This is a genomic window from Microbacterium sp. 69-7 (genome assembly GCF_001897985.1).
GTDB classification, from domain to species: Bacteria; Actinomycetota; Actinomycetes; order Actinomycetales; family Microbacteriaceae; genus Microbacterium; species Microbacterium laevaniformans.
On the sequence record NZ_MKRU01000114.1, the window covers coordinates 12,883 to 34,090 of the forward strand.

18 protein-coding genes are annotated in these 21,208 nt (G+C 70.2%); 2 read left to right on the forward strand and 16 right to left on the reverse strand.

The window, feature by feature from the left end; all coding sequences use genetic code 11:
• The 9 genes from BGN98_RS14555 to BGN98_RS14595 form a co-directional block, all read right to left on the reverse strand.
• Nucleotides 1–534 (reverse strand): NAD(P)H-dependent oxidoreductase (locus BGN98_RS14555; protein WP_288121784.1); only part of this gene is annotated, 534 nt, incomplete at its 3' end.
• Complete coding sequence (locus BGN98_RS14560) at nt 531–983, reverse strand: MarR family winged helix-turn-helix transcriptional regulator (RefSeq protein ID WP_005048032.1); 453 nt, start codon at nt 981–983, stop codon at nt 531–533. The genes BGN98_RS14560 and BGN98_RS14555, both read right to left, overlap by 4 nt.
• A gap of 88 nt (nt 984–1,071) precedes the next feature.
• On the reverse strand, nt 1,072–1,869 hold the full coding sequence (locus BGN98_RS14565; RefSeq protein WP_288121785.1) for a transglutaminase-like domain-containing protein: 798 nt from the start codon (nt 1,867–1,869) through the stop codon (nt 1,072–1,074).
• An 81-nt stretch (nt 1,870–1,950) separates the two neighbouring features.
• Nucleotides 1,951–2,754, reverse strand: a complete 804-nt coding sequence (locus BGN98_RS14570) for an HpcH/HpaI aldolase family protein (RefSeq protein WP_016463446.1) — start codon at nt 2,752–2,754, stop codon at nt 1,951–1,953.
• Nucleotides 2,739–3,524, reverse strand: coding sequence for a fumarylacetoacetate hydrolase family protein (locus BGN98_RS14575; protein ID WP_288121786.1), 786 nt, complete (start codon nt 3,522–3,524; stop codon nt 2,739–2,741). The genes BGN98_RS14570 and BGN98_RS14575 overlap by 16 nt, the downstream gene beginning before the upstream one ends.
• A gap of 26 nt (nt 3,525–3,550) precedes the next feature.
• Nucleotides 3,551–4,699 carry a 3,4-dihydroxyphenylacetate 2,3-dioxygenase gene (gene hpaD / locus BGN98_RS14580; RefSeq protein ID WP_288121787.1) on the reverse strand — a complete coding sequence of 383 codons (1,149 nt, stop codon included), beginning with the start codon at nt 4,697–4,699 and terminating at the stop codon, nt 3,551–3,553.
• Nucleotide 4,700: 1 nt separating this feature from the next.
• Complete coding sequence (hpaE, locus tag BGN98_RS14585; protein WP_288121788.1) at nt 4,701–6,215, reverse strand: 5-carboxymethyl-2-hydroxymuconate semialdehyde dehydrogenase; 1,515 nt, start codon at nt 6,213–6,215, stop codon at nt 4,701–4,703.
• A 42-nt stretch (nt 6,216–6,257) separates the two neighbouring features.
• Nucleotides 6,258–6,950 carry a GntR family transcriptional regulator gene (locus BGN98_RS14590; RefSeq protein ID WP_121191104.1) on the reverse strand — a complete coding sequence of 231 codons (693 nt, stop codon included), beginning with the start codon at nt 6,948–6,950 and terminating at the stop codon, nt 6,258–6,260.
• Nucleotides 6,950–8,410, reverse strand: a complete 1,461-nt coding sequence (locus BGN98_RS14595; protein WP_288121789.1) for a fumarylacetoacetate hydrolase family protein — start codon at nt 8,408–8,410, stop codon at nt 6,950–6,952. Before BGN98_RS14595 ends, BGN98_RS14590 begins: the two co-directional genes overlap by 1 nt.
• Nucleotides 8,411–8,516: 106 nt before the next feature.
• Here BGN98_RS14595 and BGN98_RS14600 point away from each other — a divergent pair, with 106 nt between their 5' ends.
• The gene (locus tag BGN98_RS14600) at nt 8,517–9,905 is read left to right on the forward strand and encodes an MFS transporter (protein ID WP_288121790.1); all 1,389 of its coding nucleotides are present in this window, start codon (nt 8,517–8,519) and stop codon (nt 9,903–9,905) included.
• Between the two features lie 18 nt (nt 9,906–9,923).
• A complete protein-coding gene (locus BGN98_RS14605; protein ID WP_288121791.1) occupies nt 9,924–11,819 on the forward strand; it encodes an FAD-dependent monooxygenase in 1,896 nt (631 codons plus the stop codon).
• An 88-nt stretch (nt 11,820–11,907) separates the two neighbouring features.
• On the opposite strand, the gene BGN98_RS14610 is transcribed toward BGN98_RS14605, so the two are convergent.
• From BGN98_RS14610 to BGN98_RS14640, 7 genes are all read right to left on the reverse strand, one after another.
• Entirely contained in the window at nt 11,908–13,686 is a 1,779-nt protein-coding gene (locus BGN98_RS14610; protein WP_288121792.1) for a Na+/H+ antiporter, read from the reverse strand.
• 145 nt (nt 13,687–13,831) lie between these two features.
• Nucleotides 13,832–15,502, reverse strand: coding sequence for a thiamine pyrophosphate-binding protein (locus BGN98_RS14615; protein ID WP_016463439.1), 1,671 nt, complete (start codon nt 15,500–15,502; stop codon nt 13,832–13,834).
• A 240-nt stretch (nt 15,503–15,742) separates the two neighbouring features.
• On the reverse strand, nt 15,743–17,059 hold the full coding sequence (efeB, locus tag BGN98_RS14620) for an iron uptake transporter deferrochelatase/peroxidase subunit (RefSeq protein ID WP_288121793.1): 1,317 nt from the start codon (nt 17,057–17,059) through the stop codon (nt 15,743–15,745).
• Nucleotides 17,056–18,285 carry an iron uptake system protein EfeO gene (gene efeO, locus BGN98_RS14625; RefSeq protein ID WP_288121794.1) on the reverse strand — a complete coding sequence of 410 codons (1,230 nt, stop codon included), beginning with the start codon at nt 18,283–18,285 and terminating at the stop codon, nt 17,056–17,058. Before efeO ends, efeB begins: the two co-directional genes overlap by 4 nt.
• Nucleotides 18,282–19,226, reverse strand: a complete 945-nt coding sequence (efeU, locus tag BGN98_RS14630) for an iron uptake transporter permease EfeU (RefSeq protein ID WP_288121795.1) — start codon at nt 19,224–19,226, stop codon at nt 18,282–18,284. Before efeU ends, efeO begins: the two co-directional genes overlap by 4 nt.
• 84 nt (nt 19,227–19,310) lie before the next feature.
• Nucleotides 19,311–19,529 (reverse strand): M15 family metallopeptidase domain-containing protein, encoded by a 219-nt coding sequence (locus tag BGN98_RS14635; RefSeq protein ID WP_288121796.1) that lies wholly within the window; start codon nt 19,527–19,529, stop codon nt 19,311–19,313.
• 122 nt (nt 19,530–19,651) lie between these two features.
• A complete protein-coding gene (locus BGN98_RS14640; RefSeq protein WP_288121797.1) occupies nt 19,652–21,094 on the reverse strand; it encodes an XRE family transcriptional regulator in 1,443 nt (480 codons plus the stop codon).
• Nucleotides 21,095–21,208 lie beyond the last annotated feature (114 nt).

Here is a 21,208-nt window from a genome sequence, read left to right on the forward strand (position 1 = left end):
GGGCGTGAAGCGTGTGATGCCCACGGTGCGCACGCCGCAGTAGCCGAGGGTCGCCCGGGAGAGCGATGCCTCGGCGGCGCCACGGTAGACGAGTCGGTTCCAGAACCGAGGGGAGTCCATCGTCATGACGATGCGTGCGGTGCGTCCGGCGAGCAGGCGGTCGGACAGGGCCGACCGTTCGCGATAGCGGAACGTTGCGTTGGAGAGGAAGACGCGGTCGATGAACGCCTTCAACGCTGCCGGCACGGTGCCCCACCACTGCGGGTGGAAGATCGCGATGTGATCGGCCCAGAACAGGTCGTCCAGGTAGCGGGCGACGTCGGGATCCAGCGGCAGGTCGTCGGTGCGCCCGCTGCGCGGCGCGCGCAGCTGGTCACGGCTGCGCGGATGGTCGGGAATGGGGTCGTGGGCGAGATCGATGAGGCGCACCTCGGCGCCGGCGGCGCGGGCGCTCACCGCGTAGCTCTCCGCCAGCGCATGGGTGAGGGTGTCCGCCAGCGGTGTGCCGACGATGACGAGCAGACGGCGATTCATGAGGTGCGACCTTTCGCGAGAACGATGTCGGTGAGTGCCGACAGGTGAGCGTTGAGCGCGGCCGGGCTGATGCCCGTGCCGGAGCGGAGCGGGTGCAGGCGAGGATCGGCGAGCATCTGAGCGAACTCGGCCTCGAGTTCACCCCCCGCGATGCGCACCAGCTCGACGCCTTTCGGGGTCAGCTCCAAGATGATGCGGCGTCCCTCGCCCGCAGTGGCGGTGAGCCAGCCGTCGGCGACCAGCGTCGGCACGCGCTTGCTGACAGCCGCCTTCGTCACCCGCAGACAGTGCGCGAGCCCGGTGATGTCGATCGGAGCACGCTCGGCGAGGGTCGCCAGGATCTCGAAGAGGTTGAAGTTCACGCCGTGCTTCTCTCGCAACCATGCGTCCGCGAACAGGTCCAGCTCGCCGACGAGCTCGTGGAGGGTGACGGTGAGACGCGCGGCCATGAGGTGAGTCAACCAGTTGACACTCTACGAGTCAACGGGTTGACTCCGGCACTCTTCTCGCCCGCGCGTAGATGTGCGCTCCACGGCGTCAGACGAGGCGGACCAGGCGATTCAGATCGTCGTCGGGGAGGACGTCGGCGGTGGCCGTCACCTGCATGTCGGCGAGGTCGGCGCGGCCGCGCAGGATGTTCAGGAAGGCGGTGTCCGCGGCATCCCGCCCCGTCGAGATCCGCACCAGCGTGTCGCGCGGGGCGAGGGTGGTGGCGTCGACGACGCACCAGGCACCGTCGACCCACGCCTCGGCGACGGCGTGGAAGTCCATCGGGTCGAGTCCGGGCGCGTACACCGCGGCCAACCGCGCGGGCACGCCGCCGGCGCGCAGGAGGGCGACGCACAGGTGGGCGTAGTCGCGGCACACGCCGCGGCGAGCCAGGAGCGTCCGGGTGGCCCCGTCGGTCGGCAGGCTCGAGCCGCTCACGTACGACAGCTCGGTGCCCACCCACGAGGACACTGCGATCAGCAGCTCGCGTGGATCGGTGATGCCGCCGAACTCGGCCGCGGCCGTCGGCGCGAGCGCGTCGGATTCCGCATAGCGGCTGGGGCGACCGTAGACGAGCAGTTCGCTCTCGTCGGCGCCCAGGGGTGCGCCCGTGCCGTCGATCGTCGCCGCGTAGTCCAGTCGAAGGTGGCCGATCGGGGCGTCCACACGGTGAAGGCGACCTCCGTGCGCGTCGGCGAGTTCGCGCGCCGGTACGGGGGCGCCGTCGACGCTCACCTCGAGGGTCTCGGATGCCGCGGCATACGCCCGCGACGCGGCGACCGCGAACACGAGGTCGGCGGGGGCGGAGACGTCGAGCTCGATGCGGGCGGTGACGATTCTCTGCATGCACACAGCGTGGCACGGCGCGGCATGGTGCGCCGGGGGCTTGACAGCGCCGCGACACCTTCCGACTCGCGGCGCCCCGCGTCAGTACGAGTCGCGCTCCGCGTCGTCGTGCTCCGCCACCCACCGCGCCGCGAGGGCCTCCGAGCCGCGGGCCAGCAGCGCCACGTCGGCGCCCACCAGGATGAATGCGGCGCCGTCATCGAGGTAGGCCTGCGCGAGCTGCGGGTCGAACGCGTTCACCCCGACGGGAAGGCCCGCCGCGCGGACGGCCGCGAAGGTGCGCCGCACGGCGGCGACGACGTCGGGGTGCGTCTGCTGACCGAGCAGTCCGAGCGAGGCGGCGAGGTCGCTCGGCCCGACGAACACGCCGTCGATGCCCTCGACGGCGGCGATCTCGGCCGCCGCGTCGACGCCGTCGGCGTTCTCGATCTGCACGAAGACCGACACGGACGCGTCGGCGGTGGTCAGGTAGTCCTCCACCCTGTTCCATCGCGCCGAACGTGCCAGGGCCGAACCGACGCCGCGGCGACCGCGCGGCGGATAGCGTGTGGCGGCGACGACGGCGCGCGCCTCGTCGGCCGACGACACCATCGGCACGAGGATGTTCTGCGCGCCGAGGTCGAGCACCTGCTTGATCGTGACGGTGTCGCCGATCGGAACGCGCACCATCGGGGTCGCGCCGGACCCGTCGACGGCCTGCAGTTGAGCGAGCACGCTGTCGAGCGTGTTGGGGCCGTGCTCCATGTCGACCAGCAGCCAGTCGAGCCCCGACCCCGCCATGATCTCCGCGACCAGAGGTGAGCCGCTGCAGACCCAGCCGCCGACGAGGGGGCGGGATGCCGCCGCCAGCCGGTCGCGGAAGGTCGCCCTCAGACGAAACGACACTCGATCACCCCCATCTGTCCGAAGTCGCAGTGCACCGCGTCGCCGCGCTGCACCCACATGGGCCGCGTGAACGATCCTGCCAGGATGATCTCGCCCGCCTCCAGCCGCGCGCCGTGCTGGTGGAACTTGTTGGCGAGCCACGCGACGCCGGTCGCGGGGTGGCCGAGCACGCCGGCGGCGACGCCCGTCTCCTCGATCTCGCCGTTGCGGCTGAGCACGCCCGGCACCCAGCGCAGATCGATCTCGTCGGGGCTCTTGCGCACGTCACCGAGCACCATCGCGCCGTACGCCGCGTTGTCGCTGATGGTGTCGACGATGGTCCGCCCCTCCAGCTCGATGTGCGAGTTCAGCACCTCGAGGGCCGCAACAGCGTAGTCGGTCGCGGCGAGGGCGTCCTCGAGTGTGCAGTCGGGTCCTTCGAGCGGCGTCTTCAGTACGAACGCCAGCTCCACCTCGATGCGCACGTTCGAGAAGTGATCCACGGGGATCTCGGCGCCCGAGCGGTAGACCGTGTCGTCGAACATGACGCCGTAATCCGGCTCGCTGATACCCGTCGCCTGCTGCATCGCCTTCGAGGTGAGGCCGATCTTGCGCCCCACGAGCGTGCGCCCGGAGGCGATCTGCGTGTCGCGCCAGCGCCCTTGGATCGCGTAGGAGTCCTCCACCACGGCATCCGGATACCGCGCGGTGATGCGCGGGATCACGCTGTGCGTGCGGTCGGCCTCGGCGAGCTCCGCCGCGATGGCGTCGATCTGTGCGTCGGTCAGCATGGCGTCCTTTCGGGTTGGCCGGCGGGCTAGAGCTGGTTGCCGAGCTTGAACTCCCCGGCGCCGACCTCTTCGGGGGCGCGGGTGTAGCTGAAGCCGTCGGCGCCGATCGTGACCGCCATTTCGCTCGCATCGGTGCGGGCGCGCACGGGCTGCGGGTTACCGTCGAGGTCGAGCACGACGGAGCCGTCGGTGTACCAGGACGGCACGACGGGGTTTCCCCACCAGTCGCGACGTTGGTTGTCGTGGACGTCCCAGGTGACGACAGGGTTGTCGGGGTCGCCGGTGTAGTAGTCCTGCGTGTAGATCTCGACCCGGTGACCGTCGGGGTCGCGCAGGTACAGGTAGAACGCGTTGGAGACGCCGTGTCGGCCCGGGCCCCGCTCGATGGAATCGGATCGGCGCAGCGCTCCGAGCTTGTCGCAGATGGCCAGGATGTTGTGCTTCTCGTGCGTCGCGAAGCACACGTGGTGCATGCGGGGTCCGTCGCCGCCGGTCATGGCGGTGTCGTGCACCGTGGGCTTGCGGCGCATCCAGGCGGCGTAGACGATGCCGTCCTCGTCCTGGATGTCCTCGGTGACGCGGAAGCCGAGGGACTGCATGAATCCGACGGCGCGCGGGACGTCGGGCGTGATCTGGTTGAAGTGGTCGAGGCGCACGAGCTCGCCGGGGGAGTAGAGATCGTAGCGCCACGACAGGCGCTCCACGTGCTGCGTCTCGAAGAAGAACTCGTACGGGAAGCCCAGCGGATCCTCCACGCGCACCGAGTCGCCGATGCCCTTCGTGAAGCCCTCCCGGCGCCGCTCGACGCGGCATCCGAGCTCGGAGTAGAACGCGACGGCCTTGTCGAGGTCCTGCGCCGACCGCACACGGTACGAGAAGGCGGCCACCGCCGCAACCGCACCCTTGCGCAGGACGAGGTTGTGGTGGATGAACTCCTCCGTCGAACGGAGATAGATCGCCTCGTCGTCCTCTTCGGTGATGTGCAGCCCGAGGATGTCCACGTAGAACTCGCGGGATGCCGCCAGGTCGGTGACGACGAGTTCCATGTACGCGCAGCGCAGGATGTCGGGGGCCGGGACGGAGGGCGTCGGGATGGGATTGTCCGCGTGGATCGGTGCCTCCTGCGAGGCGAAGAATCCCGAGGAGGTTCGGATCATCTGGCTGCGGTCGGTCATCTCAGGCTCCCTTGCCGAAGGTGGGGTTGTGGGCGGGGCCGAGCGTGATGTGCACGGCCTGCTGGTCGGTGTAGAAGTCGATGGAGCGGTAGCCGCCCTCGTGTCCGAGGCCCGAGGCCTTGACCCCGCCGAAGGGCGTACGCAGGTCGCGGACGTTGTTGGAGTTCAGCCACACCATGCCGGCCTCGACGTTCTGGGCGAAGTTGTGCGCGCGCTTCAGATCACTGGTCCAGACGTAGGCGGCCAGACCGTACTTGGTGTCGTTGGCCAGGGCCAGGGCCTCCTCGTCGGTGTCGAACGGCGTGATCGCGACGACGGGGCCGAAGATCTCCTCCTGGAAGATGCGCGCGTCGGGGGCGACGTCGGCGAACACGGTGGGGCGCACGAAGTTGCCGTTCTCGAAGCCTTCCGGCCGGCCGCCGCCGGCGACGAGGCGTCCCTCGCTCTTGCCGAGCTCGACGTACGACATCACCTTGGCGAAGTGCTCCGGGTGCACGAGCGCGCCGACCTCGGTCGCGGGGTCATCGGGGTAGCCGACCTTCACACGGTCGGCCTGCGCCGCATACCGCTCGACGAACTCGTCGTAGATCTCGCGCTCTACGAGGATGCGGCTGCCGGCGGTGCAGCGCTCGCCGTTGAGCGAGAACACCCCGAAGATGGTCGCGTCGATCGCCGCGTCCAGGTCGGCGTCGGCGAAGACGATGGCCGGGCTCTTGCCGCCCAGCTCCATCGACAGCCCCTTCAGGAACGGGGCGGCGTTCGCGAAGATGAGCTGGCCGGTGCTGCTCTCGCCGGTGAAGGAGATCAGGGGCACGTCCGGGTGCTTCACGAGCGCGTCGCCGGCGTCTTCGCCGAGACCGTTGACGAGGTTGAACACCCCCTCGGGCAGGCCCGCTTCTTCGAAGATGCCCGCCCACAGCGAGGCCGACAGGGGAGTGAACTCCGCGGGCTTGAGCACGACGGTGTTGCCGGTGGCCAGGGCAGGTCCCAGCTTCCACGACTCGAGCATGAACGGCGTGTTCCACGGCGTGATGAGGCCGGCGACGCCGATGGGCTTGCGGTTCACGTAGTTGAGCTGACGGCCGGGAACCTTGAAGGCGTCGTCGGTCTGGGCGACGATCAGGTCGGCGAAGAAGCGGAAGTTCTCCGCGGCGCGACGCGCCTGCCCGAGCGCCTGGGTGATCGGCAGGCCCGAATCGAAGCTCTCCAGCTCGGCGAGGCGCGCGTCGCGCGACTCGACGATGTCGGCGATGCGGTGCAGCACGCGCGAGCGCTCACGCGCCTGCATGCGCGGCCAGGGGCCCTCGACGAACGCCTTTCGCGCGGCGGCGACAGCGAGGTCGACATCGGCCTTCTTGCCCGCGGCGGCTTTCAGATAGGTCTGGTTGGTCACCGGATCGAGCACATCGAACGTGTCGGCGTCGACCGAGTCGACGAACCGGCCGCCGATGTAGTGCTGGATGTGCTCCGGCAGATCGGCCGGAACGCGGCGGGCGGTGGTGAGCGCGGTGGTCATGGAGGCTCCTTCGTGGGAGGGCGGATGCCGGAAGGCGATGAGTCAGAAGGCGGGGAGGCCGAGCGCTTCGTCGGGGTGCTCGTGGATCATGTAGGCGTCGAGGGTCGCTGAGCGGTGGCGGCGCGAGGCCTTCTCGATCTCGGCGAGGGGAGCACCGGTCTCGATGAGCACGAGGATGTTCTCGTGCTCGCGTACCGACTCGGCGGCGCGCCCGGGAACGAAGCTGAACGTCGAGTCGCGCAGATGCCCCAGTCGCGCCCACTCGGCGTGTACCAGTTCGAGCATTCGGGGGTTGGCGCACTTCTCGAACAGGATCGCGTGGAACTCCTGGTTCAGCGCGGTGAAGGCGCGCGGGTCGAAGTGCTCGAGCGTCTCGACCATCAACTCGTTGACCTGGCGCGCGCGCCGCACGTCATCGGCGGTGAGTGCGCGTGCCGAGAGGGCCGTCGCCGCCCCCTCCAGGATGCTGAGCGCCTGCATGCTGAAGCGGTAGGCGGTGTCGTCGACCATCGACACGCGCGCGCCGACGTTGCGTTCGAACATGACGAGGCCCTCGGCCTCGAGCTGGCGGATCGCTTCGCGCACCGGCACCACGCTCATGTCGAGCTCGCCCGCGATCGTGCCGAGCACGAGACGGTACCCGGGGGTGAACTCCTGCGCGGCGATGCGCTCCTTGATCCAGTGGTAGGCCTGCTGCGACTTGCTCTGCGCCGTCGCGGGGGTCATGGCGGCCATCAGGAGCTCCTCTCGCTCTCATAGCGGTCACGCCACGCGGCGTTCATCGGGAACAGGCCGTCGACGGGGTGACCGGATGCCACCTGTCGGGCGATCCACGCATCCTCCTCCTCCTGGGCGAGGGCAGCGTCCACGACCTCCTCGGCGAGAGCGGGCGGCAGCACGATGACGCCGTCGCCATCTCCGACGACGATGTCGCCGGGCTCGACGGTCGTGCCGCCGCAGCCGATGGCGACGTCGGTCTCCCACGGGATGTGGCGACGGCCGAGAACCGCGGGGTGGGGACCGGCGCTGAAGACAGGGATGCCGACGGCGGCGACCGCCTCGGCGTCGCGGACGCCCCCGTCGGTCACGATGGCGGCGGCGCCGCGGGCGTGGGCGCGGATCGCCAGGATGTCGCCGAGCGTGCCGGATCCGGTTTCGCCGCGGGCCTCGATGACGAGGACCTCACCCTCCTCGACCGCGTCGAACGCGCGTTTCTGGGCGTTGTAGCCTGCGCCGCGCGCGGCGAAGAGGTCTTCGCGGTGCGGGAGGAAGCGCAGGGTGCGGGCCGTGCCGACGAAACGACTGCCCGCGGTGAGCGGGCGCACCCCGTCGATCGTGACATCGTTGAGACCGCGCTTGCGCAGCTGTCCGCTGAGTGCGGCGACGGGGACCCGGGAGAGTTTCTCGCGCAGCGCGGCGGTGAGCACCGGGGCCCCGGCGATGAGCCCGGCCGCGTCCGAGGAGCCCCATGCCTCGGCGCGCTGGTGGTCGTCGACGGCGGGGAGCGAGCCGATCGCACCGTCGAAGGCGCGCGCGCCCTGCACCACGGTGGTGCGCAGCCGTCCGGTCGACAGGGGCCCGGCATCCACCTGCACCTCGACGACGTCGCCGGGGACGACGACCGACGAGCCGGCGGGTGTGCCGGTGAGGATGAGGTCGCCGGTCTCGAGGGTGAAGTGCTGCGACAGGTCGGCGACGATCTGGGCGAGCGGGAAGATGAGGCCGGCGGTCGTGTCGTCCTGCACGAGATCGCCGTTGACCCAGGTGCGCAGGCGCAGGCTCGCCGGGTCGATACCGGCCGCGTCGATCAGGGTCGGGCCGATCGGGGTGTAGCCGTCGCCGCCTTTGGATCGGACGTTCGATCCCTTGTCGTTCGCGCGCAGATCGTAGAGACCGAAGTCGTTCGCGGCGGTGATGGCGGCCACGTGCGACCACGCGTTCTCGGGCGTCGTCCATCGGGCGGGCGCGCCGATGACGAGAGCGATCTCGCCTTCGAACGCGAGCAGCTCGGTGCCCGCGGGGCGCTCGATCTGCGCGCCCGAGGCGGCCAGCGAGCTGGATGGCTTGAAGAAGTACGAGGGGGATGCCGGGCGGCGGCCGCGCTGGTCGGCGCGCGAGGCGTAGGCGAGGTGGACGGCCACGATCTTGCCGGGGCGGGCGCCGAGGGCGGCGAACCGGCTGTCGGTGTCAGTCATGGATGCTCCCTTGCGTCGTATCCGAAATCGTATATGATCGTCGTCATCGGGGCAAGCACCGCTTCGCCGCCTGACAGAGACGCCACCCTGACACTGGAGTCACCTCATGAGCGCATCAACGAACCACCCCGTCGGGTTCACGGCGACCGGGACGATCGCGACGTCGACGGACCGCCGCCGCGTCATCTTCGCCACGATCGTCGGCACGACGGTCGAGTGGTACGACTTCTTCATCTATGCATCCGCGGCCGGCCTGGTCTTCGGCAGTCTGTTCTTCGCTCCCGCCGGGGAGGGGTTTGCTCAGGTCCTGTCCTTCATCACCGTGGGCATCAGCTTCCTGTTCCGGCCCTTCGGTGCCTTCCTCGCCGGCCACTTCGGCGACAAGTACGGGCGCCGGCTGGTCCTCATGGTGACCCTGATCCTGATGGGCGTGGCGACCACGCTCGTCGGTCTCCTTCCGACGTATGCCGCGATCGGCATGGCCGCTCCCATCCTGCTCGTGCTGCTGCGCATCCTGCAGGGCATCTCTGCCGGTGGAGAGTGGGGCGGTGCGGTGCTGATGGCCGTGGAGCATGCCCCCAAGACGCGGCGCGGCGTCTTCGGCGCCTCTCCCCAGATGGGCGTGCCCCTGGGTCTGCTCCTCGCATCGGGGATGCTCGCACTGATGGCCACGATCGCACCGGGGGAGGCCTTCGTGCAGTGGGGGTGGCGCGTGCCGTTCCTGCTCTCGTTCGTGCTGATCGTCATCGGCTCCTACATCCGTCGCCGGGTGGAGGAGAGTCCGGTGTTCGCCGAGCTCGCCGAGCGCAAGGAGGAGACGCGGATGCCGATCGTCGCACTGTTCCGCAAGCACACGCTGCTCGTGGTCATCGCGGCTCTCGTCTTCGCCGGCAACAACGCCGTGGGATACATGACCACCGGCGGCTACATCCAGCGGTACGCGACCGACCCGAAGGGACCGATCGGCCTCGCGACGGCCGACGTCCTGGGCGCGGTCACCCTCTCGGCGATCACCTGGCTGGTGTTCACCTTCCTCTCCGGCTGGATCTCGGATCGCATCGGACGGCGCACGACCTACATCATCGGCTGGCTGGCCCAGCTGGCCGGCGTCTTCCTGCTCTTTCCGCTCGTCAACACCGGCTCGATCGTCCTGCTGACGCTGGGCCTGGTGGTCCTCACGGTCGGGCTCGGTTTCACGTACGGTCCTCAAGCCGCCCTCTACGCCGAGCTGTTCCCGGCATCCATCCGGTTCTCCGGTGTCTCCATCTCGTACGCGATCGGTGCGATCCTCGGCGGGGCCTTCGCCCCGACGATCGCGCAGGCGATCGTGCAGGCGACGGGTTCCACGACGGGCGTCACCTGGTACCTCGCGGGCATGACCGCGCTGGGACTGATCGCCACGCTGCTGCTGCGTGACCGCAGCGGCATCCCGCTCGGGCCCGACCATGAGGCCGAGCAGACGGTCAGCCCCATCCGAGGGCTCTCGCGGGCCTGAGTCGGAAGGACGACGACGATGCAGTTCCATCACCACGGGTATGTCTCCGCCGACCCCCGCGTGCAACCGGCCGCGGGGACGGGAATCGACCGCCCGGCGGAGCTGCCCGACGAGGTCGACGTCCTGATCGTCGGCTCCGGGCCGGCCGGCATGCTCCTGGCCGCGCAGCTGTCGCAGTACCCCGGGGTGCTCACCCGCATCGTCGAGCGGCGTGAGGGGCGTCTCGCTCTCGGGCAGGCCGACGGCATCCAGCCGCGCAGCGTCGAGACCTTCCAGGCGTTCGGCTTCGCGGAGCGGATCATCGCCGAGGCGTACAACATCGGGTGGATGAACTTCTGGGGCCCCGATCCCGAGAACCCCGCGCGCATCGTGCGCCGCTCCCGCACCGCCGACTATGCGTACGACATCAGCGAGTTCCCGCACCTCATCGTCAACCAGGCGCGCGTGCTCGACTACTTCGCCGAAGCGGCCGCACACGGCCCGGCGCGCATCGCACCCGACTACGGGATCGAGTTCGTCGGGCTCACCGTGCACGAGGGCGAGGACCGTCCGGTCGAGGTGCGCGTACGCCACGTCGGCGGAGAGCGCGCCGGCGAGGAGCGCGCCGTGCGTGCGGCGTACGTCGTCGGGTGCGACGGGGCGCGAAGCGGCGTACGGGCGGCGATCGGCCGGGTGCACGTCGGCGACATCTCGCAGCACGCCTGGGGCGTGATGGACGTGCTCGTCGAGACGGACTTCCCCGACTGGCGCATCAAGTGCGCGATCAACGCCGAGGCCGGCAACATCCTGCACATTCCGCGCGAGGGCGGGTACCTCAGCCGCATCTACGTCGACCTGGGCGCCGTGGCGGACGACGACGACCACCGCGTGCGTCAGACGCCCGTCGAGGAGATCATCCGGCGGGCCAACGAGATCCTGCACCCGTACACGCTCGAGGTGAAGAGCGTCGCCTGGCACAGCGTGTACGAGGTCGGCCACCGGGTCACCGACGGCTTCGACGATGCGCTCGACGGCGGACGGGAGCCGCGCGTGTTCCTCACCGGCGACGCCTGCCACACGCACAGCGCGAAGGCGGGGCAGGGCATGAACGTCTCGATGCAGGACGGCTTCAACCTGGGGTGGAAGCTCGGCTCCGTGCTGAGCGGGCTGAGCCCGGCCTCCCTTCTGTCGACCTACACCGCCGAGCGCCGGCCGGTCGCTCAGCAGCTCATCGAGTTCGACAAGGAGTGGTCGACGCTGATGGCGCGAAAGCCCGAGGAGATCTCCGATCCTGCCGACCTCGCGACCTACTATCTCGCCACGGCCGAGTTCCCCTCGGGCTTCATGACCACCTACGCCGAGGGGACGGGAGTCGTCGCCGGCACTGCCCACCAGCATCTGGCAACCGGCTTCCCGGTGGGCAAGCGCTTCAAGAGTGCGCCCGTCACCCTGGCGGCCGACGGCAACGTCGTGCATCTCGGTCATCATGCGAAGGCCGACGGGCGTTGGCGTCTGTACGCCTTCGCCGACCGCGACGGGCTTGCAGACGACTCACCCCTGGCGCGCTTCGCGGCCTGGCTCCTCCAAGACCCCGGATCGCCGGTGCGCCGTCACACCCCGACGGATGCCGACATCGACGCCGTCTTCGACGCGAAGGTGATCTACCAGCAGGGTTTCGACGCCATCGACGTCACGCGTGCGCCCGCGATCTTCCGCCCGCGCTCGGGCGCGCTGGCGCTCACCGACTGGGAGAAGGTGTTCGCCGCGGCGCCCAGCCGGTGGAACGCGGTCGACATCTTCGACGCCCGGGGACTGTCGCGTGACGGCGTGGTCGTCGTCGTGCGCCCCGATCAGTACGTCGCGGCGGTGCTGCCGCTGGAAGCGACCGACGAGTTGGCGGACTTCTTCGCCCGGTGGATGCTGCCCGCCGCGTGACGGCTCGGGGAGATTCAACGCGCTGCGCACGCTCTCGCCGGTCGTTGAGCGAGACCCGGAGGGTCGAGTCGAAACGCAGAACCGCGCCTCAGTCGAGGTCGTCGTACCCGCTGAGGCGCAGCTCCTCGGCATCCAGGTGCGCCTCCAGCCGTCGGGCGAGAAGATCGTCGACCGTGCCCTCACGCCGAAGGCGCAGCAGCACTTCGCGCTTGCGGTCCAGCAGAGCCAGCTTCAGTCGGGTCATCTCCTCGAAGCGCACGAGCGGCGATCGCTGGGTGAGGTCGATTCCGGTCGAGGCGGCGAGCATCGTCAGCGAGGTCGCGCCATCGGCGCCCGCCACGGCCGGGTCGATCCCCACGCTGGGCGCAGAGCCGTTCACGACGCTCTGCGCACCGGTGTCGGGGGCCGACGGCGCCGCCACCATGCCCTCGAGCTGTGCGATCTGGTGGGCATCCGCGGTGGCCTGGGCGCGGGCGAAGGCGCGCGCGTTGGCGAGCTCGAGCATGTCGTACCTATCCTGACGAGCCCGCTCGCGGACCTCGTCGCTGATGCCGTGCTCGGCGGCGATGTCGTCCAGAGCGGCGATCGCCGCGCCGGTGATGGTCCGCTGCGCCAGCTCGATCTCGTCGGCGGCCCACTCGTCGCTGGGAAGCTTCGCCCACCGGACGATGGCGGGAAGGAGCGGTCCCTGCACGAGAAGACTCAGCACGATCACCCCGGCCGTCACGAAGACCACGGCGTCGCGGCCGACGAGCGGCTGACCGGACGACGTCGTCAGCGGAACCGAGAGCGCGATCGCGAGCGACACGGCACCGCGGAACCCGGCCATCGTGCTCACGATGCGCGCGCGGTTCAGCGATCCCGGGCCGGAACGTGCGGTCAGCGCCGGCGTACGCGGGCGCGAGAAGGGGGCCATCAACAGCTGGAACACATAGCGCACCACCAGCAGCGCCGCCCACGCGGCCACGGTCAGCAGCACGAGGCCCCACACCTCGGTCGGGGAGATCTCGTGCAGGACGAGCTGCACTTCCAACCCGATCAGCACGAACAGCGCTCCGTTGAGCAGGTAGACGCCGAACGGCCACGCCGCCATCGCGGTGCGGCGGGAGGCGGCGGTGGTGATGCGCGGCGAGGCCCAGGCGATGATCAGGCCCGCGAACACCACGGCGAGAACGCCCGAGGCGTTGACCAGTTCGGCGAGCAGGAACGCCGTGAACGGAACCAGCAGCAGCGTCACGTTGATCGAGAGGGCATTGCGCATGCGCCGCAGCGCGAGGTACGCGAGAGCCGCGATGACGATGCCGGCGATCGCTCCGCCGAGGTAGGAGACGAGCACGGTGGCGGTGATCGACCAGCCCGTGACGGTGTCGCCGAGTGCGACGGAGATCGCGATGGCGTAGAGAACGAGCGCGGTGCCGTCGTTGGTCAGGCTCTCCGCCTTCAGCTTCATGAACGTGCGCTGGGGAAGCAGCCGTCCGAGGGCGGCGACAGCCGTGGCGTCGGGCGGGGCGACGGCGGCGCCGAGGATCATGGCGGCCGGCCAGGGCAGACCGAACAGCGTGGCGACCCACGCGACGGCGAACGCCGAGGCGACCACGAGCAGGGTGCTCATCGGGATGATGTAGCGCAGCGACCGGCGAACGCCTCGCAGCGATGTCGTCAGGCTCTCCCAGAAGAGCATCACGGGCAGGAACAGCAGCAGCACCGTCTCGGGCGGCAGCTCGATGTGCCGCAGCGCCGGCACGAATCCCAGCACCAAACCGATGACCAGCAGCACCAGCGGCGTCGCTACGCGCAGGCGCGGCGCGAGGATCGTTCCCGCCAGCACCGACAGCCCGAGCAGGACGGTGACTTCCAGACCTTCCATGGCCCCCCGATTCCGCGCGCACGTCCCGACGGATATCCGTCGCAGCCCAGTGTGCGCCACAGACACAGCGTTCCAACAGGTCCGCGCATTCCCACCCGGCGCGGAGGGCCCGCCGCGGCGCGGCAGATCGGCGGGTGACGCCGGCCTACCGCCCGGAGTTCACGCGGATGATCTCCTCCTGGTAGGGGGCGATGACGTCGCCGGAGATCCGGCAGTCCAGCAGCAGGAAGGGCCGATCGGATGCCGGGACCCGCACCCACCGCGCGAGCTCGTCGAGGTCGTCGAGCGTGCGCACCACGATCCCGCGGGCACCGACCGCGGAGGCGAGACCTGCGAAGTCGACCTCGGGGATGAGCATCGGCTCGCGGGCGAGGCCCTGCAGTCCGTACAGGTTGATCTCGGCGCCGTACGCGGCGTCGTTCCACACGACGGCCAGTCCGCGCCCGGCCGCCACCCGCACCGCGGACTCGAGGTCGGCCAGCGCCATCAGCCCGCCGCCGTCGCCGGTGGACAGCACTATGGTCGCCTCGGGCCGAGCCCGTGCCGCGCCGGGAACCGAGGGGAAGCCCAGACCGATCGACTGGTACGCGGTGCCGACCATCATCATGCGGTCGGGCGAGGCCACCGGCCAGTACATGTTCGCCCAGCCGAGGAAGTGGCCGCCGTCCGTGACGACGACGCGGTCGCGGGTGGAGGGCGCGCTCTCGAGCAGCTCACCGATCCGCTCCGCGACCGAACGCGGGTCGAGGCGGCCGTCGGACGCCAGCGGGTCGCCGCTGTCGCGGGCGCGCAGCGCCGCGATGTCCACCCGTTCGCGCCAGCCGCTGGGCGCGGCATCCCTCCGGGCCAGCTCGTCGCACAGCGCTTCGGCGACGAGGCGTGCATCGCCGCGGATGAAGCCGCCGACGTGCGGGTGCGTCGCGGCGGGGGAGATGTCGACCTGGACGACGCGGGTGCCCGGAGCGAACAGGTCACCGAAGCGCATCGTGAACTGGTTGAGTCCTGCGCCGAAGACCACCGCCACGTCCGCCGTCGAAATCAGCTCCATGGCGCCGTCGGCGCCGAACCCGCCGGTGACTCCGAGGTCGAACTCCGACCGCGGGAACGTCCCGCGACCCAGCGCCGTCGTGGCCGTGACGGCGCCCGTCGCATCCGCCACGCGCCCGAGAGCGTCTGCGGCGCCCGAGATCCATGCGCCGCGACCGGCGATCAGCACCGGGCGCTGGGCTGCGGCCAGCGCGTCGGCCAGATCGGCGATCGCCGCACGCGCGAACGGCGACGGGGTGATCGGCGCGGGAAGCGTCGGCTGCGGCGTGGGCGGCACCGGGCCTGCCTCGAGCCTGGCGACGTCGTAGGGGATGGCGAGCACCGTCGGCACACGATAGGCCAGCGCGTGCTCGATCGCGATGACCGTGGTGGCCGCGGCATCCGCCCGTCCGACCGTGTACGTGCGCGCACCCACCGCCGAGGCCAGGGCGATCTGGTCGACGTCCCACGGACGGGGGCCCGACGTCGGCTCGTCCCCGACGACGAGCACGAGCGGCACGTGGGCCTGCACCGACTCCGCCAGAGCGGTCAGCGTGTTGGTGAAGCCGGCGCCGTAGGTGGCGGTCGCGGCGGCGAGGCGTCCGCTCGCCCGATGGTAGGCGTCCGCAGCGACGACCCCGCCCGCCTCGTGGCGCACGGCCGTGTACTGCACGTCCGTGGAGCGCTCCAGGGCGTCGAGGAAGTAGGCGTTGCCGTTTCCCATCACGCCGAAGACGTGGTCGATGTGGGCGGCGAGGGTCTGGGCGACGTGCGCAGAGACGGTGGGCATGGGGCCTCCGGAAGACGAAACGGTGAATGGATGCCGTATATGTCTCGCGTGCCCCTTTTTCGAGCACCGGATGCCGCGTCGCGTCCGGACCCGTCGATTATAGAAGGACGGATGTCGGCGGTGGCCACCAGGATGGGCACCGCGCGACGATCGGACCGACCCTCAACGGGATGGTCCCTCCCGTGCTCGTCGCCGGGGGAGAGGCGGTCGGCACCTGGCGACACTCGACCGCGGCCGGTCTCAGGCGAACAGGCCCGCCCCGACGTAAGACCCCTCTTGCGCTCCGGGGGGAATCGCCCACAACCCCGAGCCGATGTGGCGGATGTACTCGTTCAGCAGGTCCCTGGACAGCGCGCGCTGGAGGGTGACGAACTGCTCGGGAGAGCGCTGGTACGCGAGGAAGAAGAGCCCCGCGTCCAGGCGCCCCAGCTCGGTGTTGCCGTCGACGTAGTTGTAGCCGCGGCGAAGGATCCGAATGCCCTTGTTGAGATCGGGATGGGCAAGGCGCACATGACTGCGCGCATCGATCGCGGGCTGTCCCGTGGCCCCGGCGGCGGAGAAGTCCGGCGCCGTCTGCTCCTGTCCGCCCGAGAGCGGCGCGCCGTGCGCCTTGTCGCGTCCCGTGATGCGCTCCTGCTCGCTCAGACGCACGCGATCCCACGTCTCGATGAGCATCGCGATCTTACGGGCCACGAGGTAGGAGCCTCCGACGAGCCAGGCCGGTTCGTCGCCGTCGCCGACCCAGACGTGCTGATCCAGCGCCGCCTGATCATCGGCGAGGATGTTGGCCGTGCCGTCCTTGAACCCGAAGAGGTTGCGGGGCGTCGCCTGATCGGCGGTGGTCTTCGAGGTCTTGCCGAATCCGAGCTGCGACCAGCTCAGCCGCGCCCGGCCGAAGGCGATGCGGCTCAGGTTGCGGATCGCGTGCACGGCGACCTGCGGATCGTCGGCGCACGCCTGGATGCAGAGGTCGCCGCCCGTGTGATCGGGTGCCAGGTCGTCGCCGAGGAACGCCGGCAGCGCGGTGAGTAGTGCGGGGCGGCGATCGGCGAGACCGTAGCGGTCGGTGCCGTCGGCGGCCGTGAACAGCGTCGGGCCGAACCCGAACGTGACCGTCAAGCCGTTCGCGGCCAGCCCCAGCGCTTCGCCGGTGTCGTCCGGCGGCGCCTCGGGCGATCCTCCGACCGCGCCGCTGGCCGAGACATCGAGGCCCTGTGTCATCCGCGACGCCGCGTAGGACCAGTCCTGGAGAAGCTCGATCAGGTCCTCGCGTGTCGTCCCCGCCATCATGTCGAACGACGCGAAGTGCAGGTGGTCCTGCACGGGCGTGGTGATGCCGGCCTGATGCGCGCCGTAGAACGCGTACGGCGAGGCCCCGGCGGCGGCCCCACGCGCGCGACCCACGGCGACACCCGCCGCGGCTCCCGCGCCGGCGCCGACGGCGAGACCTGCGGCGCCGACGCCGGCCGCAAGGCCGAGCAGACCCCGGCGGCTGAGGCCCGCGCGCGGCGACGGGTCGACGCGCTCGTCGCCCGCAGGCGCTTCGTCGGTGCTCATTGCAGGATCGTGGAGGTCAGCTTGGACAGCGGCTCGGCCAGCGCGTTGATCAGATCGGTGAGCTCACGCTTGTCCGCCTCGCTCAGCTGCCGGTAGTTCACGAAGCCGGCGCTCAGCGACCCGTGGCGGGCCAGTGCGGCTTCCAGGGCCGCGTAGCCGCTGTCGATCCGGCCGGCGAGCTCGGTTCCGGTCGCCCCGGAGGAGACGGCGAAGTCCTTGACCAGCGAGAACGCCATCTTCGACCCCTCGACGTTGGCCGCGAAGTCGTAGAGGTCGGTGCCGCTCCACCAGTCCTCTTCGCCGCTGATCTTTCCGGTGGCGACCTCGTCCAGCAGGGCGATCGCACCGTTGGAGATGCCGCCGATGCCCTGCGCGTCGAGTGCCTTCTGGAATGCGTCGCCGTGGACGTAGTCGTTCAGCTCGCCCACGTCGGCGATCAGCTTCGCCCCGTATGTCGCGCGCTCGGCGGCCGTCGAGGGCGCCCAGTCCTTCCACGCGGGAGTGGAGCCGTCGGAGTTCAGAGCGTCCTGAGCGGGCACCCAGAGATCCTTCTCGATGCGGTGGAAACCGGTCCAGTCGAGACCTTCCGCGACGGCATCCACCTCGCGGTAGTCGATGCGCGGGTCGAGGTCGCCCAGCGACTCCGCGACGGGCTCGATCCGCTCGTAGAACGCGCGCGTGGTGGGGAAGAGGGTCCGCGCCTTCTCGTCGTCGCCGGCCTCGTAGGCGCTCACGAAGCTCGCCACGGCCGGGACGAGCTGTTCCACCTGGTCCTTGACGAACGACGCGTACAGATCGACCGCCTTCTGCTTCTGGGCGGCGTCGTCGCCGGAGGCCGTGACGGCATCGCCGGTGACCGTGAAACCGGTGCGGCCGACGCCGTCACCGACCATGCCGGGCTTGCACAGCGTGAAGTAGTCGCCGGGCTGCGCGACGACGGTGAGCGTGCGCGAGGCGCCGGGGGCGATGTTCTCGACCTCGCCGACGATGCGCAGGCCGTCCGAGGCCAGGAGGTAGAACTCCGTCACCTGCGAGCTGGCGTTGGTCACCGCGAACGCGAGCGTGCCGCTGGTGGCGGTCGCGGTCGAGACGGTGCACGCCGTGTCGGTGGAGGTGACGGTCAGGGCGTCGGAGGCGGCGACGTCGGTCTTGGCGACGCAGCCGGCCAGCACGAGGGCGGTCGCGCCGAGCGCGGCGACGGCTCCCCAGGTGCGTGTGCGGGTCATGATGCTCCTTGGTGGTGGGAGGGCTCCGCGTGGTGCGGGACGGATGAGAGGGGCGCGGATGTCGAGGGCCGGGCGGGCCGGCTGCCCAGCCCCCGGACGAACAGCGTGCCGACGATGGCGAGATACAGGGCCCAGGCGACGACCTGCAGCCAGGACATCTGCGGCATGAAGCCGACGGTGGCCTGCAGGATCGCAGCGAGAGGGCTTCCCGGCGGGATCGCCGCCGAGAGATCGAACGCCCAGCCGAACGGGAAGCCCGCCGCCCCCACGGCGACGGTGCCGCCCACGATGGGCGCCAGGGCGGAGAACGGGCCGGGGAGGGCGCCGGCCTCCTGCAGGTCGTGGATCGCGTACGCCAGAACGCCGGCGGCGACGATCACGAGGAAGCCGCCGGTCCAGGCGAAGAAGACGCGGAGGTCGAGGCGCACCATTCCGCGGGCGAGGAGCCACCCGAGGATGACGGCGGCGGCGAGGCCGAGCAGCGCGCCGAGAAGGGCGGACGGCGTGTCGCCGAAGGACTGCACCATCGACCAGAGCAGGAGCGTCGTCTCGATGCCTTCGCGGGCGACGGAGATGAATCCGATGAGGACGATTCCCCAGAGGCCACCCGTCGCGAGCGCCCGGTCGACACCGCCCTCGAGGGTCTTCTTCATCGTACGGGCGGTCTTCTGCATCCAGAAGATCATCCAGGTCACCATGCCGACGGTGACCAGTGAGAGCAGGCCTCCGATCAGCTCCTGCGCTTCGAACGTCAGGGCGTAGGCACCAAAGGTGAGGATCGCGCCGATGCCGACGGCCAGGGCGACGGCGAGGCCCACTCCGGCCCACAGGCGCGGGAGCACATCGCGGCGATCGATGCGGCGCAGGTAGGCGACGAGGATGCCGACGACGAGAGCGGCTTCGAGGCCTTCGCGGAGGCCGATCAGGAAGGTGGCAAGCACGAGCGTTTCGTCGGGGAGGGGAAGTGAGGTTAGGCGAACCTCACAAACAGCGAGAGTACACCTCGACGCCTCACCGCACCACGCTCACCGGGCGAGGCGCGGGTCGTTCGAGGGGTCGGCGTACGTCGGCGGACACCTGTGAGCACCGGCATCCGGTCGCAGTTCGACGTGCCACGGCTCGTTGTCGTACACCAGACACAAACCGAACGCCGGGCCGTGCCGGGAGATCCAGTCCTGCGTGCCGCTGCCGTCGACGTCGGCGGCAGCGCCCTGCACGTGCAGAGAGGTCGCGGGGGTCGCCACCCAGCGTGCCGCGCGCTCGCGTGAGCCGTACTGGCTCACCGCCTGCGACAGCAGCGACTCCTGCAGAGCTTCGGTGTGCGGCCGGCATGGCGTCGGTCTCCGTCACATCCGCGGAGCGCCCGTCAGCCCTGGGCGTGCCGGTCGAGGAAGGCGTAGACCTCGCCGTCGTCGACGCCGGGGAAGGCGCCGCGCGGCAGCGGTGAGAACATCTGCATGTGCACGCGGGCACTCGGCCACGCGCGACCCTCCCAGCGCGCCGTGAGATCGGCATCCGGCCGTCGGCAACACGACTCATCGGGGCACGTCGAGATCGCGCGCTTCTGCGTCTCGCGGCCGCGGAACCAGCGCGCGTCGTCGAAAGGCACCCCGACGGTGATCGAGAACTCGCCGTCCGAGGTGCGTCCGGTCTGCGACGAGCACCAGAAGGTACCGGCGGGGGTGTCGGTGTACTGGTAGTGCTCGACCGTGCGGTTCTGCTCCGAGAAGGCGGCGCGCGCGGCGAAATGCCGGCACACGACTTGTCCCTCGACCGATCCGGTGACGTCCATCGGCAGCGGCAGGTCATCGTTCTCGTAGGCGCGGGTGATGGCGCCCGAGCCGTCGACCCGCAGGAAGTGCAGGCGGATGCCGATGTGCTGCGTCAGGAGGTTCGTCAGCCGCATGCCGGCGGCCTCGTGGGTCACGCCGAACGCATCGCGGAAGTCCTCGACGGCCAGGTTGCGATCCTTCTTCGCCTGGGTCAGGAAGGCGACCGAGGCGGTCTCGGGCATGAGACAGCAGGCCGCGAAGTAGTTGATCTCGAGCCGCTGCTGGAGGAAGTCGGCGTAGTCACTGGGCGGTGTGTGTCCGAGCAGCCGGTGGGCCATGGCCTGCAGGGCCATCGAGCGCAGGCCGTGGCCGCCGGGGATCGATGCCGGCGGCAGGTAGATCCTGCCGTTCTCCAGGTCGGTGACCGAGCGGGCCGAGTGGGGGAGATCATCGACGTAGATCAGTTCGAAACCGAGCTGGGACGCCATGATGCTGACCGTGCGGTGGGTGAGGGCGCCCGAGACGTGGCCGGCGGCCTTCAGCTGCTTCTCCGCGAGTTTTTCGATCTCGGGGAGGTAGTTGTCCTTGGCGCGCATGCGCAGGCGCAACTCGGTGTTGGCGCGTCGGGCCTCCTCCGGCGTAGCGATCGCCGCGCGTTCGCGCCGCTGCAGCTCACGGTGCAGCCCCAGCACAGACTCGATCGTCTCGTCGGAGGTCGCCTTGGTCACCCGCAGAGCCGGGATGCCGAGGCTGCGGAAGACGGGGGACTGCTGCGCACGTTCGAGTTCGAGCTCGAGGGCGGCCCGGCGGTTGGGCGGCTCGGTGGAGAGCAGATCGGTGACGTCGGTGCCGGTGGCGGCGGCGATCGCCTGCAACAGCGAAAGCTTCGGCTCGCGCTTGCCGTTCTCGATCAGGCTCAGCTGGCTGCCGGCGACGCCGACGATCGCGCCGAGCTCGTCGAGGGTGAGCCCGTGCGACACCCGTTGATGGCGGATGCGATGACCGAGCGTCGACAGCTCTAGGGACGTGGCTGGCATTCCTTGAGCATAGCGAAAGAATCACGTTTCTTGACGACGTCAGGGCATGCAAATCCGTCGTGAGGAGCTCAATCTGGAAGAGACCCCTCCGGATCGCCCCACCGACGCCACGCT